A 15,765-nucleotide genomic window follows, 5' to 3' on the forward strand; every position below is an offset into this window, starting at 1 on the left:
CACCATGGGCTTACCCTTTACATCACAGTTGCGTCTTTCTATATTCAAAAATCATCTGAAGTTCCGGCAACGATAATGATATTTATAGAAAAAGCGGCAATTCAGCGCGCAAAGGTGAAGTAGATGGGGAATGCAGTCATCGCGATCCACGGCGGCGCAGGGGCAATTACCCGCGCGCAGCTCAGTCAGGAACAGGAAAGGCGCTACATTGAGGCGCTCTCGTCGATAGTCGAAACCGGCCAGCGGATGCTGGAGGCGGGGGAGAGCGCGCTGGATGTAGTCACCGAAGCGGTACGCCTGCTGGAGGAGTGCCCGCTGTTTAACGCCGGAATTGGCGCGGTGTTTACCCGCGATGAAACCCACGAGCTGGATGCCTGCGTGATGGACGGCATTACCCTGAAAGCGGGCGCCGTGGCCGGGGTCAGCCATCTGCGCAACCCGGTGCTGGCCGCCCGTCTGGTGATGGAGCAGAGCCCGCACGTCCTGCTGGTGGGCGAGGGGGCAGAAAAATTTGCCTTCGAACACGGCATGGAGGCGGTGTCGCCCGATATTTTCTCCACCCCGGAACGCTATCAGCAGCTGCTGGCGGCGCGCAGCGCAGGAGAGACCCGGCTCGATCACGCCGCCCCGCTGGATGAATCGACGAAAACGGGCACCGTTGGCGCGGTGGCGCTGGACAAGGCCGGTAACCTGGCCGCCGCGACTTCTACCGGCGGGATGACCAACAAACTGCCCGGTCGGGTGGGCGATAGCCCGTTGCCCGGTGCGGGCTGCTACGCCAATAACGCCAGCGTGGCGGTCTCCTGTACCGGCACCGGCGAAGTGTTTATTCGCACCCTCGCGGCCTATGACATCGCCGCGCTGATGGACTACGGCGGCTTAAGCCTCGCCGAAGCCTGCGAGCGGGTGGTGATGGAAAAACTTCCGGCGCTGGAAGGCAGCGGCGGGCTGATTGCTGTCGATCGCGAGGGTAACGTGGCCTTACCCTTTAACAGCGAAGGCATGTACCGCGCCTGGGGCTATGCCGGCGATACGCCGAGCACCGGCATCTACCGTGAATAAGGGGGAAGGGATGCCGCATAGCGATGAACTCGACCGCCATCAGGTGCTGGCGGTGCATAACCTCAACGTCGCTTTTCCCGACGAGCGGGAGCCGATCCCGGCGGTCAAAAAGCTCTCTTTTTCGCTGCAACGCGGCGAAACGCTGGCGATTGTCGGGGAATCCGGGTCCGGTAAGTCGGTCACCGCCCTCTCGTTAATGCGATTGATTGAACAGTCCGGCGGGCTGGTGGCGTGCGACAGCCTGCTGCTGCGCCGCCGCAACGGTCAGGTGAGCGATCTCACCGACCTCAACCCGTCGCAGATGCGCAGCGTGCGCGGGGCCGATATCGCCATGATTTTTCAGGAGCCGATGACCTCCCTCAATCCGGTCTTCCCGGTGGGGGAGCAGATCGCCGAGTCGATCCGTCTCCACCAGGGGCTGAGCGGCGACAAGGCGCTGGCCGAAGCCAGACGCATGCTGGAGCAGGTGCGGATCCCGGAGGCGGACGCCATTCTGGGACGTTATCCGCATCAGCTCTCCGGCGGGATGCGCCAGCGGGTGATGATCGCCATGGCGCTCTCCTGCCGTCCGGCGGTGCTGATTGCCGATGAACCGACCACCGCGCTGGACGTCACCATTCAGGCGCAGATCCTGCAGCTAATCAAGGTATTGCAGGAGGAGATGGAGATGGGGGTGATCTTTATCACCCACGACATGGGCGTGGTGGCGGATATCGCCGACCGGGTGCTGGTGATGTACCAGGGCGAGGCGGTTGAAACCGGCACCGTAGAACAGATTTTCCATGCCCCTGAACACCCTTATACCCGGGCGCTGCTGGCCGCGGTGCCGCGGCTCGGGGCGATGAACGGTAGCGACCTGCCGCGCCGTTTTCCGCTGATCTCGCTGGCTAATCCTGGCCATCAGGAGGCCGAAACCGAGCAGGATACCGTAGTGCCCGGCGAGCCCATATTACAGGTGCGCGACCTGGTGACCCGTTTTCCGCTGCGCGGCGGCCTGTTGAACCGGGTTAAGCGCGAAGTGCACGCGGTAGAAAACGTCAGCTTTGATCTCTGGCCCGGCGAAACGCTGTCGCTGGTGGGCGAGTCCGGCAGCGGCAAGTCCACCACCGGACGGGCGCTGCTGCGGCTGGTGGAGACCCAGGAGGGCACCATCACCTTTAACGGTGAGCGCATCGACACTCTGCCTGCCGGAAAGCTGCAACCCCTGCGGCGGGATATTCAGTTTATTTTCCAGGACCCCTACGCCTCCCTCGATCCCCGCCAGACGGTGGGCTATTCGATTATGGAGCCGCTGCGGGTGCATAACCTGCTGGACGGTGATGCCGCCCAGCGGCGGGTGGCGTGGCTGCTGGAGCGCGTCGGCCTCAAGCCGGAGCACGCCTGGCGCTATCCCCATGAATTTTCCGGCGGTCAGCGGCAGCGGATCTGCATTGCCCGCGCGCTGGCCCTCAACCCGAAGGTGGTGATCGCCGACGAGTCGGTCTCGGCGCTGGATGTCTCCATCCGGGCGCAGATCATCAATCTGCTGCTCGACCTGCAGCGGGAGATGGGCATCGCGTTTCTGTTTATTTCCCACGATATGGCGGTGGTGGAGCGCATCAGCCACCGTGTAGCGGTGATGTATCTCGGGCAGATCGTTGAGATTGGCCCGCGGCGGGCAGTGTTTGAAAATCCGCAGCACCCTTACACCCGCAAGTTAATGGCGGCGGTGCCGGTGGCCGATCCGGCCCATCGCCAGGTCCGCCGGGTGCTGGTGCAGGATGAGCTGCCGGGCAACATTCGCAAGCGGGGAGAATCCACCGAGCGGGTGGTATTGCGCGAAATTGCCCCCGGCCACTTCGTCGCGCCGCCGCGTCAGGATAATGCTTTTAAACATCTATAACGAACAACAGCACAGCACAACAGGAGAACACAACAATGACAAAATTTGTTGCTCGCAAATGGCTGTTAGCCGCGAGCGTAACGGCAGCCCTGGCCGCCACGCCGGCATTCGCAGCAAAAGATGTGGTGGTGGCAGTGGCCTCCAACTTCACGACCCTCGATCCTTATGACGCCAACGACACCCTGTCCCAGGCGGTGGCGAAGTCGTTTTATCAGGGGCTGTTTGGCCTTGATAAAGAGATGAACCTGAAAAACGTGCTGGCAGATAGCTATACCGTCTCGGATGACGGGCTGGTCTACACCATCAAGCTGCGCAGCGGCGTCAAGTTCCAGGACGGTACCGACTTCAACGCCGACGCGGTGAAGGCCAACCTCGACCGCGCCAGCAACCCGGAAAACAGCCTCAAGCGTTATAACCTGTATAAAAATATCGCCAGCACCGAGGCGGTCGATCCCACCACGGTAAAAATCACCCTTAAAGAGCCGTTCTCAGCCTTTATCAACATTCTGGCCCACCCGGCCACGGCGATGATCTCCCCGGCAGCGCTGAAAAAATACGGCAAAGAGATCGGCTTCCATCCAGTTGGTACCGGCCCGTATGAGCTGGTGACCTGGAATCAGACCGATTTTGTGAAGGTGAAGAAGTTCGCCGGGTACTGGCAGCAGGGGCTGCCGAAGCTGGATACCATCACCTGGCGTCCGGTAGTGGACAACAACACCCGCGCGGCGATGCTCCAGACCGGCGAAGCGCAGTTTGCCTTCCCGATCCCGTATGAGCAGGCAGCGCTGCTGAGTAAAAACAACAAGCTGGAGCTGGTGGCCAGCCCGTCAATCATGCAGCGCTACATCAGCATGAACGTGACGCAAAAGCCGTTCGATAACCCGAAAGTGCGCGAGGCGATTAACTACGCCATCAACCGCGAGGCGCTGGTGAAGGTGGCCTTTGCCGGTTACGCCACTCCGGCCACGGGCGTGGTTCCGCCGTCCATTGCTTACTCCCAGCAGTATCATCCGTGGGAATACAATCCGACCAAGGCACGCGCGCTGCTGAAAGAGGCCGGCTTCCCGAACGGTTTCAGCACCACGCTGTGGTCATCGCACAATCACAGTACCGCTCAGAAGGTGCTGCAGTTCACCCAGCAGCAGCTGGCGCAGGTGGGCATTAAGGTGCAGGTAACGGCGATGGATGCCGGGCAGCGTGCTGCCGAAGTGGAAGGCAAGGGCCAAAAAGAGAGCGGGGTGAGGATGTTCTACACCGGCTGGTCGGCCTCGACCGGCGAAGCCGACTGGGCGCTGTCGCCGCTGTTTGCCTCTAATAACCAGCCGCCAACCCTGTTCAACACCGCGTTCTACAGCAATCCGCAGGTGGATAAAGATCTGGCCGATGCCCTGAAAACCACCCAGCCGGAAGAGAAAGCGAAACTGTACAAGGACGCGCAGGACACCATCTGGAAGGAGTCCCCGTGGGTGCCGCTGGTGGTTGAGAAGCTGGTCTCGGCGCACAACAAGGCGCTGACCGGGTTTTACATCATGCCGGACACCGGCTTTAGCTTTGACGACGCGGATCTGAAATAGAGCACTCATTCCCGCAGGCGCGCGCCTGTGGGATGAGAGGAATGTGCATGCTGAATTATGTGATTAAACGCCTGCTGGGCCTGATCCCAACGCTGCTGATCGTGGCGGTGCTGGTCTTTTTATTCGTCCATCTGCTGCCGGGGGATCCGGCGCGGCTGATCGCCGGCCCGGAAGCGGATGCCACGGTTATCGAACTGGTGCGCAAGCAGCTGGGGCTGGATCAGCCGCTCTACCGGCAGTTCTGGCACTACATCACCAACGTCGTGCAGGGCGATTTTGGTACCTCGATGGTGTCGCGCCGACCGGTCTCCGAGGAGATTGCCAGCCGCTTTATGCCCACCTTCTGGCTGACCCTGGCCAGCATGGCCTGGGCGGTGCTGTTTGGCCTGATGGCCGGGATTGTGGCAGCCGTCTGGCGTAACCGCTGGCCGGACCGGCTGGGGATGGCGCTGGCGGTAACCGGGATCTCCTTCCCGGCCTTTGCGCTGGGGATGCTGCTGATGCAGGTCTTCTCCGTCGAGCTGGGCTGGCTCCCCACCGTGGGGGCGGACAGCTGGCGGCACTACATCCTGCCGTCGCTGACCCTTGGCGCGGCGGTAGCGGCGGTGATGGCGCGCTTCACCCGCGCCTCGTTTGTCGACGTGCTGAACGAAGACTACATGCGCACCGCCCGGGCGAAGGGGGTCAGCGAGAAGTGGGTGATCCTCAAGCACGGCCTGCGCAATGCGATGATCCCGGTGGTGACCATGATGGGGCTGCAGTTCGGCTTCCTGCTCGGCGGCTCGATCGTGGTGGAAAAGGTCTTCAACTGGCCGGGACTCGGGCGCTTGCTGGTCGATTCCGTCGACATGCGCGACTACCCGGTGATCCAGGCGGAAGTGCTGCTCTTTTCGCTGGAGTTTATTCTTATCAACTTAGTGGTGGATGTGCTCTATGCCGCCATTAATCCGGCTATCAGGTACAAGTAAGATGCGACTGTTAAACTGGCGCCGGCAGGCCATGTTAAAGGCGATGCCGGGGCTCAAACCGGATCAGATCCGCACCCCGTGGCATGAATTCTGGCGGCGCTTTCGCAAGCAGCCGGTGGCGATGACCGCTGGACTGTTTGTCCTGCTGCTGATCCTGGTGGCGGTGCTGGCGCCGTGGATCGTCCCCTTCGATGCGGAGAACTACTTCGATTACGACCGTCTGAACGAAGGGCCGTCGATGATGCACTGGTTCGGCGTGGACTCGCTCGGGCGGGATATCTTCAGCCGGGTACTGATGGGGGCGCAGATCTCCCTCGCGGCGGGGGTTTTTGCAGTGCTGATTGGCGCGGCCATCGGCACGGTGCTGGGCCTGCTGGCAGGTTATTACGAGGGCTGGTGGGACCGCATTATCATGCGCATCTGCGACGTGCTCTTTGCCTTCCCGGGTATTCTGCTGGCCATTGCGGTGGTGGCGGTGATGGGTAACGGCATGGCGAACGTGATTATCGCCGTGGCGATCTTCTCGATTCCGGCCTTTGCCCGCCTGGTGCGCGGCAATACCCTGGTCCTGAAACAGCAGACCTTTATCGAGTCGGCGCGCAGCATTGGTGCCAGCGATACCACCATCCTGTTTAACCATATTCTGCCGGGCACTGTCTCCTCCATCGTGGTCTATTTCACCATGCGTATCGGGGTGTCGATTATCTCGGCGGCAAGTCTGTCTTTTCTCGGGTTAGGCGCCCAGCCGCCGACCCCGGAGTGGGGGGCGATGCTCAACGAGGCGCGAGCGGATATGGTGATTGCCCCACACGTGGCGCTGTTCCCGAGCATGGCAATTTTCCTCACCGTGCTGGCGTTTAATTTGCTGGGGGATGGGTTACGCGACGCGCTGGATCCGCGGATTAAGGGATGATCTACCAATTATGGTAGAAGTTATTGCGAAAGATATTGTTATTCAATGATTTAGAAAATGCCGTGTAAAAGGTTTGCTGGAGTTAACTATTTGTAAAAATTATAATGATTAACGATTCAATAACGTTAAATATTGTAAGGATTACAATGAAAAAGCTCCTTTTATGCGGCATGGTTTTACTTTCTACCTCTTGCGCCGATTTCCAGAAAAACATGAGTGACGGGATGAAAGCGGTGAATACGGCCCTGACCCCGAAATCTTCCACCGGCACGCAAACCACGGCGGCAGCAAAACAGTCTGGCACTATCACCAATGAACAGTGCAAAACCAGCGTGGGTAAATCCCGCGACTATTTCGAACAGATTGTTGGCTTCAAGCTGAACGAGACCAACTCCTCGGGCTACACCTCGTTCTCCGAGACCTACAACCTGCGCATTTCCGATCGTAAAGACCGTTTTGGCGGCAACTTCGCTATCTGCATTATCTCTATCGATCCGCAGACCAATAAGGTCACTACCTTCTCGATGCCGACCTGATTCAGGCATGTTGCCGGGTGGCGCTGCGCTTACCCGGCCTACAAAGGGCACATAACCCGTAGGCCCGCGCAAGCGCAGCGCCGCCGGGCATTTTCCACGTTACTTATCGACGCCAAAGCCCTGCTTAAGCAGCGCCGGGAGCACGTCCGGGAAGTAAATGTGCTGGTAATACCCGCTCACGCTTTCACTCCAGGTATCCCCGTCAGTACGATCAATGGCCTGCCAGTGTTCGGTCATCTGCTGATTGTAGCGGGTGATTTTCGCCTCCAGCCCGTCGGTGACGTAGGCTTCGTCATGGCGGAAGGTCTCCAGCGGCAGACGCGGTTTGTGATGCGACGGGACATCGACGTGACCAATCACCACGCCCGCCACCGGGAAGGTGTGTTCCGGCAGGTCGAGCAGCGCTATCAGCTCCTGTGGACGCAGACGGATCCCGCCAATCGGCACGATCCCTAGTCCTTCCGAGCGGGCCGCTGCCATCACTGAACCCAGGGCAATGCCCACGTCGGTCGCGCCGGCCACCAGGCTCTCAATGCTCTGATGCGCCACCTGCTCCTTGCCCGCCAGCTTCATGCCAACCTCGGTTTTGTACATATCCAGCACAAAGGTGATAAACACCGGGGCTTTGGCAATCCACGGCTGGCCGCCAGCGATCTGTGCGATCTGCGCCCGCTTTTCGGCATCGCGGGTGACGATGACCGACACCTGCTGAGAATGGACGGAGGTAGGGGCGCGGTACGCGGTGCTGATAATGCGCTCGAGCGTGGCGTCATCAATGGCGTGATCGGTAAAACTGCGCTCGCTTTTATGGTCGTTAAACAGGTCAATAATCGTGTTCATAGCATCTCCGGTGTGAATCGAAAAATTCTGGCAGCCCGGCACCGTTTTGTCTTTAACACTCTATGCGAAAAGCGCAGGAGGGATTGCCCGACCAGCGGCCGGGCAGAGGGATTAGCGCAGCGCAGCGACCAGCGCTTTGGCAACCGCTTCGGAGCTGGCCGGGTTCTGCCCGGTGATCAGCTGGCCGTCTTCAACAATGTACGAGCCCCAGTTCGGGCCTTTCTGATACTTTCCGCCCAGGGCGATCAACTCATCTTCCACCAGGAACGGGACGATGTCGGTCAGCTCGACGTCGGCCTCTTCGCCGTTGGTAAAGCCGGTCACCTGACGGCCCTTGACCAGCGGCTCGCCAGAGGCGGCTTTCACATGGCGCAGCACGCCCGGCGCGTGGCAGACGAAGCCCGTGGGTTTACCTGCGCGGGTAAAGGCTTCAATCAGGGCGATGGAAGTCTGTGACTCGGCCAGATCCCACAGCGGGCCGTGGCCGCCAGGGTAGAAGACGGTGTCGAAATCCTCCTGACGCACGCTGTCGAGCTTAAGGGTATTGGCGAGTTCGCGCTGGGCCGCCGGATCGGCTTTGAAGCGCTGGGTCAGTTCGGTCTGAAAATCGGGGGAATCACTTTTAGGATCCAGCGGCGGTTGACCGCCTGCCGGGGAGGCCAGCACGACCTCGGCTCCCGCATCTTTGAAGATGTAATACGGGGCGGCAAACTCTTCCAGCCAGAAGCCCGTTTTCTTACCGGTATTTCCCAGGTCACTGTGAGAGGTGAGAACCATTAAAACTTTCATTGTTATCTCCGGTGAAGTCGTGAGATATAAAAGTAGACTGTTTCCCGAGGGCGCGAGTACAAAACAAGGAGTAACAACGATGGTTAAGGTGCGTGAGGCGAACGCGGACGATTACGACGCATGGCTAACCCTGTGGAAGGGCTATCTGGATTTTTACGGCACTGAACTGGATGAGGCAGTGACCCTGGCGACCTGGCGGCGGGTCTTATCCCCGGATTCCGGTCTGTTTTGCCGACTGGCAGAAACCGAACAGGGCGTGGTGGGCTTTGCCATCTGCGTACTCCATGAGGGCACCTGGGTGACCCGGCCGCTGTGCTATCTGGAGGACCTGTTTGTCGATGACGCGGCGCGCGGCAAAGGGGCGGGCAGGGCGTTGATTGAAGCCATCATTGACGAGGCACGGCAAAAGGCGTGGTCGAAGGTCTACTGGGTGACCCGGACAGGCAATCCGGCCCGGGCGCTGTATGACCAGCTGGCGGTAGTGGATGATTACGTTCGCTACCGGATTACGATTTAATAATACCTGGCACGAACGATTCTCTCTTTCTTAACAGTGCCGGTGCGGCCTGATTGCCCGGCGGCGCTATGCTTGCCGGGCCTACAAGGTCAAATTCAGGTTTTGTAGGCCGGGTAAGGCGCAGCCGCCACCCGGCACTGCGTTTGCCCGGCCTGGGTACTGACTGTTCTCCCGTTAACCTTCCTCAGTCAATCAACGCATCAATCGCCACACGTCCGTCCGGCGTTTGCAGCCAGCGCGGCGCATTCAGCGTGTCGGCGTAGAAGTTCACCAGCTCATACAGCAGTCCTTCCATCACCTTTGCCATATCCCGCGGGAGTGCGTTGCTGATCAACAGCTGCGTGAGCGTCTGGCAATACAGGCCAAGCTGGTCACTTTCTGGTTCGAAGGCGGGAAGACGGGACGGCAGATCGGACAGGGTGAAACGCTCCACCAGGTGCGCCGGAATGGGCTCGTTAAGCGTTGGCTGCAACAGTGCGAGACAGGCAGAAAGGCGGGCGCAGAGCGCCAGTTTCTCCGCTGGGTCGTCGGTTTCCAGCAGCGTATGGGCAAAGCGTTCGCAGTGGTCCGCCAGCTCGGTGAAGTCGGTGTTGTGGGAGAACGGTGCGGTAAATAAAGAATGATCAAGGGTTGTGGTAGTAGCCATAGTGGCAGCCTCCTGTAACGGTATTTAAATCCGCCATCGGAGAGGTCAATCTCACGGGTGGCGGAACCAGACGAGGTTGACCTTACCGGCGTTACAGGAAACCGGCGCGTCTTGCGACGCCCCCGCCCGGCCCACCATTGAGGTGTATCCGTGCGCGCGACATATTACTACATCGCCTGTAACTAATACCAGGAGGTCAATCCCGGCGCCTGATTTTGCAGGCGCAACAGGAAGATACTGCGCAGAGATCGCGGCGACAAGCCGGTAAAATCATTCCTGGAAAGCGCCTCGCAAAAATTTTAACGCAACGAGGAAACCCCAGAGGAATAAAGCACTTACAGTGGCTACCTGGCACGTTCACTGGTTCCGGTGTATCAGAGAAGCAAAGAACGTGAGGTGAACGCAACCACCACCAGAGCCGCATGTTCCCCCTCACCCCAGCCCTCTCCCTCGAGGGAGAGGGAGCAGTACGTGCGGTGGGTACCCCTAACCCCAAAGGGGAGAGGGGATCGTCCGTGGGTTACTTCCCGCCTCAGGTAATGTGCGCTTCCCCACAAAAGCCGCACATTCCCCGCCGTCGCGCTCCCTTCGTCCGCAGCTTTGCGGGCATCATACCCCCACGACACACTCAGACGTGGGATACACCATGCGCAACGAAATCCTTACCTTCCTCGCCAACCAGACCGATTTTTTCGACCCGGAAAACCTGAGCGAGGTCTTTACCGCCCGCTACCTCGCACAGCGGTTCGACCTCAAGCGCAATACCGCCAGCCACTATCTGAACCAGCTGGTGGCTCAGGGGGAGCTGGTCAAAATCAATACCCGCCCGGTCTACTTCCTGCATAAAAAAGCCTTCAGCCAGCAGTTTTTTGGCTTATCGGCGAACGAATACGACAGCATCGCCCAGCTGCTGAACGACGGCGATAGCAACCAGGAATCGCCGGATCACTTTTCTCTTCTTATCGGCCATGACGGCAGCCTGAAAAAGGCCATTGCCCAGCTGAAAACGGCGCTCTTCTATCCCGATGGCGGCCTGCCGCTGCTGATCACCGGGGACAGCGGCACCGGCAAAAGCTATATGGCGAACCTGATGCACGCCTTCGCTATCTCCCAGGGGCTGCTGGCGGACGATGCCCCCTTTGTCAGCTTTAACTGCGCCCAGTACGCCAGCAACCCGGAGCTGCTGGCGGCGAACCTGTTCGGCTATGTGAAAGGGGCCTTTACCGGAGCGCAGACCGATAAGCAGGGTGCCTTCGAGGCCGCCGACGGCGGGATGCTGTTTCTCGATGAGGTGCATCGTCTGAACGCCGAGGGCCAGGAGAAACTCTTTACCTGGCTTGACCGGAAGGAGATCTACCGGGTGGGGGAGACCGCTCAGGGTCGCCCCATCCGCACGCGGCTGGTCTTCGCCACCACCGAGGAGCTGCACAGCACCTTTTTAACCACCTTCCTGCGCCGCATTCCGATCCTGGTGACGCTGCCCGACCTGCAGGCGCGCTCCCGTCAGGAAAAAGAGGCGCTGATCCTCCAGTTCTTCTGGCGCGAGGCGCAAAAGCTGGACGCGCGCCTGAATCTGACCCCCCGCCTGCGCCAGGTGCTGCATCATGCGCTCTATCGCGGCAACGTCGGCGAGCTGAAAAACGTGGTCAGGTATGCGGTCGCCGCCGCCTGGGCCAGACAAAGGGGGCAGGCGGCGATTGGCGTCACTATTCAGGATCTGCCGGAGAAGGTGCTGGCTGCGATCCCACTGATGAGCGACGCCCCCGTGGCGGAAGAGCCGCTGACCATCGAGCCGGAGACCAACCTCCTGTGGCTGCTTCGCGCTCACGATCGCACCCAGGGGATGATCCACGATACCCAGTGTCAGGTGCTGGCCCTGTATGAAGAGGTGCTCAGCGGTCGCTCGGGCTGGGAGGATGTGCATCGGCGGATGGGGGAGGAGATCGAAACCCTGTTCGACAGGCTGGTGTTTCACCACCGGGAGTCCACTGCCTCGCCGGTGTTACAGCTCACCACCCAGCAGGTGCGGGAGGAATTTTACCGGCTGGAGCAGCAGTTCAACGTCCAGTTTAACGGCAATGGCATCTACGCTCTGAGCCACTATCTGGTGCATCGCGCCCAAAGCGCGCTCTCTGCCCTGAGCCAGGAGCGGGTCCGGCTGCTGGATGACGTCCTGGCGCAAAAGTATCCTCTGCTGTACCGCTTTTGCCAGGCGATGATCGCCGCCCTGACGCAAAAGCTCGACATCGAGGCCCAGCGCATCGACGCCCTGCTGCTGGTGCTGTGGCTGCATAAAGCGGGGGCGGTGAGTCAGTCCCAGGTGACGCGGGCGGTGATCCTCGCCCACGGCTACGCCACCGCCAGCAGCATTGCCAACGTGGCGAACCGCCTGTTGAAACAGACGGTGTTTGAATCCTTCGACATGCCGCTGGACGTCACCCCGGAGGCGATTGCCCAGCAGGTGATGCACTACATTGAAAGCAACGCCCTGGCGTCGGGGCTGATGATCCTGGTGGATATGGGCTCGCTGAATGCCATCCACAGCCACTTCCAGCGCCGGGTTTCCACCCCGGTGGCCATTGTGAATAATGTCTCCACCAGCATGGCGCTGTATGTCGGGGAGCGGATCCTGCAGGGGCATCACATCGAGGAGATCGCCCACGACATCGCCGACGATCTGCCGGTGGAGCACCAGCTCTTCTGGCCCCAGGCCAGCAAACCCCGGGTCATTCTCACCACCTGCATCACCGGGATTGGCGCGGCGGCCAACCTTTGCAATCTGCTGAAGGCCAGCATCCCGGAGGCGCTGGGTATTGAAGTGATTGCCTGTGACTACGAGATGCTCAGCGACGCGCAGGAGCGGGCGGTGGCCTTTAACCGCTACGACATGCTGGCGATTGTCGGCACCTTCGACCCGCAGGTGCCCGCCGTGCCGTGGATCTCGCTGGATTCGCTGATTGCCGGGGAGGGGACACAGCCGCTGATGCGCATCTTTGGCGATATCGCCACGGCAGAGCAGGTGGCGGAGATCAACAACCTGCTGCTGAAGAACTTCTCCCTGCGGCGGGTGATTGAGTCGGTCACCATTCTCGATACCACCAAAGTGATCAACCAGGTGGAGCAGTTTGTCTTCCGCTATGAGCATCTGGCGGGATGTCAGGTGCCGAACGAACGCAAGGTGGCGCTCTATGTGCACATCAGCTGCCTGATTGAGCGGCTGATCCGCAACGCCTCACCCACCACCTATGCCGGGCGACAGTGTCCTGAAAGCGAGCTGGCCCTGCTGCGCCAGGCCTTTAGTGTCATTGAGAGCAGTTATAGTGTCAAAATCCCGGTTGTTGAGCTCTGTTACATCCACAATATTCTGACCCTCGAAACGGAATTTATTCAGGCAGATCAAGAGTTTTAATTCCTCCCTCTCTCCTGTTCCCCACGGGCCACTTTTTCCTGGCACGTGGGTTGCAATCTCTTTCTGGTAAGTGGAATGAGTATTCGAGGGCAGGATGAAACGACATTACATATTTGCCAGTCACGGCACCTTAGCGCGCGGGGTACTCGACTCGGTCGAGCTGATCCTCGGCAAGCAGCAGGACATCTACACCCTCTGCGCCTATGTCGACGAGCACCAGGACGTCACCCGGCAGGTGGCGGAGCTGCTTGCCGGGCTACCCGCCCAGGATGAGGTGATTGCGATCACCGATATCTTTGCCGGCAGCGTCAATAACGAATTTATCCGCTATCTGCATCAGCCGAATTTTCATCTGATCGCCGGGCTTAATTTGCCGCTGGTGATCGGCCTGCTTATTTCCGCCGATGAACAGGATACCGAAAAATTAATCCATGACGTGTTATTAAGCTGCCGGGAAAGTATTCAGTATTGCAACCACACCATTGCCAGTGCGGTACAGGCGGATAAAGACTTCTGATCAAGAGGAATAATAATGATTACGTTACTGCGTGTTGACCACCGCTTATTACACGGCCAGGTGGCCTTCTCCTGGACGCAATATGTCGGGGCGGACTGCATTTTAATTGCCAACGACAGCGTGCCCAACGATGAACTGCGAAAAACCACCATCAAGCTGGCCAAACCGCCGTCGGTCAAGCTGGTGATTAAAAATATCAATGACTCAATCGAGGCCATCAACAGCGGCGTCACCGATAAATACAACCTGTTTATCGTGGTGGAGTCGGTGGAGGATGCCTGGCGGTTAGCCTCGGCTGTTGACGGCATTAAGAGTATCAATCTCGGCGGTATTAAAGCGAAGGAGGGGGCGCGGAATATTTCGAAGGCGATTAATTTGCTGCCGGACGAAATAGAAAAGCTCACGCAGCTGGTGGGCAACGGCGTGGAGATCGAAATACGCCAGGTGCCTAACGATCGCAAACAGTTATTAGCGGAATCGCTGTAATTCCTGAGGACTCACTATGGTAGAGGCACTTTTACTCGGGCTGGTGGCGTTTATCGCCCAGTCGGAATATGCCCTGGGCACCTCGCTGCTTTCCCGGCCGATTGTCACCGGATTATTAACCGGGCTGGTGTTAGGCGATGTACAGACGGGCGTGATTATGGGGGCGACGCTGGAGCTGGCGTTTATCGGCTCGTTTTCGGTGGGGGCATCGATTCCGCCGGATGTGGTCACCGGCGGGGTGCTGGGGGTGGCGTTTGCCATCACCTCCGGGGCGGGAACGGAGACGGCGCTGCTGCTCGGCCTGCCGATTGCCACCCTGACCCTGGTGCTGAAGAACGTCTATCTCGGCATGTTTATCCCGATGCTCAGCCAGAAGGCCGACGGCTATGCCGAACAGGCGGATACCCGCGGCATTGAGCGAATGCACCTTATCGCCGGGTTTGGCCTGTCGCTGATGCTGGCCGCTGTCGTCACCGTATCCTTCCTGGTGGGCAGCAGCGCGGTGAAATCCTTGCTGGATGCCATCCCGGAGTTTATTAAGCACGGGCTCAGCGTGGCGACGGGGATTATTCCGGCGCTGGGCTTTGCGATGCTCGCCCGACTGTTGATCAACAAAAAAGTGGCGCCCTTTTTCTTCCTCGGCTTTGCCCTGATGGCGTACCTGAAAATACCCGTCACCGGTATCGCCATTCTCGGTGCCATTGTGGCGGTGGTGATGGTTAACACGACTGCACGTAACGCCCCTCGTCCAACGACCGATCAAGGAGTCAGTGATGACGACGAAGATTTCTGAAGAGACCCTGCCTCAGGTGCAGGATGAGAACGCCATCAACGCACGCGATCTGCGCCGGGTGTTCTGGCGGTCGTTCCAGATGGAGTTTTCCTGGAACTATGAGCGGCAGATGAACCTTGCGTTTGTCTATGCCCTGATCCCGGTGCTGAAAAAGCTCTATCCGCAAAAGTCACAGCTGGCGGCGGCGTTAAAGCGCCACCTGGTCTTCTTCAACACCACGCCGCATATCGTCACCCTGCTGCTGGGCATCACCACCGCGATGGAGGAGAAAAACAGCCAGCAGCAGGAGATGGACGGCACGGCGATCGACAACGTCAAGGCGTCGCTGATGGGGCCGCTGGCCGGGCTGGGGGACTCCTTCTTCTGGGGAACGCTGCGCCTGATCGCCACCGGGATCGGCACCAGCCTGGCCCTGCAGGGGAACATCCTGGGGCCGATCCTGTTCCTGCTGGTGTTTAACGTGCCGCACATTCTGGTGCGCTGGCTCTTTACCCGCTGGGGCTACGTGCTGGGCACCGGGGTGCTCCACCGGGTTCAGAAGAGCGGAATGATGGAGAGCCTCACCTACGGGGCGTCGATTATCGGGCTGATGGTGGTGGGGGCGATGGCCGCCTCGATGATCAACATCACTATCCCTGTCTCCTTCGGCGCGGGGGAGGCGAAAACCGAGGTTCAGGACATTATCAACAACATCATGCCAGGCCTGCTCCCGCTCATCAGCTTCGGGATTGTCTACTGGCTGCTGGGGCGCAAGGTTAAACCGCTCACCATCATCGGGGGCATGGCGCTGGTGGGGATCCTGGGTTCGTGGATTGGCCTGTTTTAAGCGGAGA

General features: G+C 59.5%; 15 protein-coding genes. 12 read left to right on the forward strand and 3 right to left on the reverse strand.

What is annotated here, in order from left to right; genetic code table 11:
- Nucleotides 1-123 precede the first annotated feature (123 nt).
- The 6 genes from iaaA (at nt 124) to G7090_RS07125 (ending at nt 6,935) form a co-directional block, all read left to right on the forward strand.
- On the forward strand, nt 124-1,062 hold the full coding sequence (gene iaaA / locus G7090_RS07100; protein ID WP_166181936.1) for a beta-aspartyl-peptidase: 939 nt from the start codon (nt 124-126) through the stop codon (nt 1,060-1,062).
- A gap of 10 nt (nt 1,063-1,072) precedes the next feature.
- Nucleotides 1,073-2,944 carry a glutathione ABC transporter ATP-binding protein GsiA gene (gsiA, locus tag G7090_RS07105; RefSeq protein ID WP_166181937.1) on the forward strand — a complete coding sequence of 624 codons (1,872 nt, stop codon included), beginning with the start codon at nt 1,073-1,075 and terminating at the stop codon, nt 2,942-2,944.
- Between the two features lie 35 nt (nt 2,945-2,979).
- Nucleotides 2,980-4,518, forward strand: coding sequence for a glutathione ABC transporter substrate-binding protein GsiB (gsiB, locus tag G7090_RS07110; RefSeq protein ID WP_166181938.1), 1,539 nt, complete (start codon nt 2,980-2,982; stop codon nt 4,516-4,518).
- A gap of 47 nt (nt 4,519-4,565) precedes the next feature.
- Complete coding sequence (gene gsiC / locus G7090_RS07115; RefSeq protein WP_166181939.1) at nt 4,566-5,486, forward strand: glutathione ABC transporter permease GsiC; 921 nt, start codon at nt 4,566-4,568, stop codon at nt 5,484-5,486.
- Nucleotide 5,487: 1 nt separating this feature from the next.
- Nucleotides 5,488-6,399 carry a glutathione ABC transporter permease GsiD gene (gene gsiD / locus G7090_RS07120; protein WP_106992480.1) on the forward strand — a complete coding sequence of 304 codons (912 nt, stop codon included), beginning with the start codon at nt 5,488-5,490 and terminating at the stop codon, nt 6,397-6,399.
- Nucleotides 6,400-6,545: 146 nt separating this feature from the next.
- Nucleotides 6,546-6,935: a hypothetical protein gene (locus tag G7090_RS07125; RefSeq protein WP_166181940.1), complete on the forward strand. Its 390-nt coding sequence runs from the start codon at nt 6,546-6,548 to the stop codon at nt 6,933-6,935.
- 99 nt (nt 6,936-7,034) lie between these two features.
- Here G7090_RS07125 and G7090_RS07130 read toward each other — a convergent pair whose 3' ends face one another.
- Nucleotides 7,035-7,775 carry a nitroreductase family protein gene (locus tag G7090_RS07130; RefSeq protein WP_166181941.1) on the reverse strand — a complete coding sequence of 247 codons (741 nt, stop codon included), beginning with the start codon at nt 7,773-7,775 and terminating at the stop codon, nt 7,035-7,037.
- A 111-nt stretch (nt 7,776-7,886) separates the two neighbouring features.
- Complete coding sequence (locus G7090_RS07135) at nt 7,887-8,564, reverse strand: type 1 glutamine amidotransferase domain-containing protein (protein WP_106992482.1); 678 nt, start codon at nt 8,562-8,564, stop codon at nt 7,887-7,889.
- Nucleotides 8,565-8,643: 79 nt separating this feature from the next.
- Here G7090_RS07135 and G7090_RS07140 point away from each other — a divergent pair, with 79 nt between their 5' ends.
- Nucleotides 8,644-9,081: a GNAT family N-acetyltransferase gene (locus G7090_RS07140; protein WP_166181942.1), complete on the forward strand. Its 438-nt coding sequence runs from the start codon at nt 8,644-8,646 to the stop codon at nt 9,079-9,081.
- 184 nt (nt 9,082-9,265) lie between these two features.
- Here the strand turns inward: G7090_RS07140 and G7090_RS07145 are convergent, their stop codons facing one another.
- Entirely contained in the window at nt 9,266-9,727 is a 462-nt protein-coding gene (locus tag G7090_RS07145; RefSeq protein WP_166181943.1) for a hypothetical protein, read from the reverse strand.
- Nucleotides 9,728-10,373: 646 nt separating this feature from the next.
- On the opposite strand from G7090_RS07145, the gene G7090_RS07155 reads away from it, so the two are divergent.
- From G7090_RS07155 to G7090_RS07175, 5 genes are all read left to right on the forward strand, one after another.
- The gene (locus tag G7090_RS07155) at nt 10,374-13,136 is read left to right on the forward strand and encodes a sigma 54-interacting transcriptional regulator (protein WP_166181944.1); all 2,763 of its coding nucleotides are present in this window, start codon (nt 10,374-10,376) and stop codon (nt 13,134-13,136) included.
- Nucleotides 13,137-13,230: 94 nt separating this feature from the next.
- On the forward strand, nt 13,231-13,653 hold the full coding sequence (locus tag G7090_RS07160) for a PTS sugar transporter subunit IIA (RefSeq protein WP_166181945.1): 423 nt from the start codon (nt 13,231-13,233) through the stop codon (nt 13,651-13,653).
- Nucleotides 13,654-13,668: 15 nt separating this feature from the next.
- The gene (locus G7090_RS07165) at nt 13,669-14,139 is read left to right on the forward strand and encodes a PTS sugar transporter subunit IIB (protein WP_166181946.1); all 471 of its coding nucleotides are present in this window, start codon (nt 13,669-13,671) and stop codon (nt 14,137-14,139) included.
- 16 nt (nt 14,140-14,155) lie between these two features.
- Complete coding sequence (locus G7090_RS07170; RefSeq protein WP_106992490.1) at nt 14,156-14,932, forward strand: PTS mannose/fructose/sorbose/N-acetylgalactosamine transporter subunit IIC; 777 nt, start codon at nt 14,156-14,158, stop codon at nt 14,930-14,932.
- Nucleotides 14,913-15,758, forward strand: a complete 846-nt coding sequence (locus G7090_RS07175) for a PTS system mannose/fructose/sorbose family transporter subunit IID (protein WP_166181947.1) — start codon at nt 14,913-14,915, stop codon at nt 15,756-15,758. The genes G7090_RS07170 and G7090_RS07175 overlap by 20 nt, the downstream gene beginning before the upstream one ends.
- Nucleotides 15,759-15,765 lie beyond the last annotated feature (7 nt).

Origin of the sequence: Leclercia sp. 29361 (assembly GCF_011290365.1) — a bacterium.
GTDB classification, from domain to species: Bacteria; Pseudomonadota; Gammaproteobacteria; order Enterobacterales; family Enterobacteriaceae; genus Enterobacter; species Enterobacter tamurae.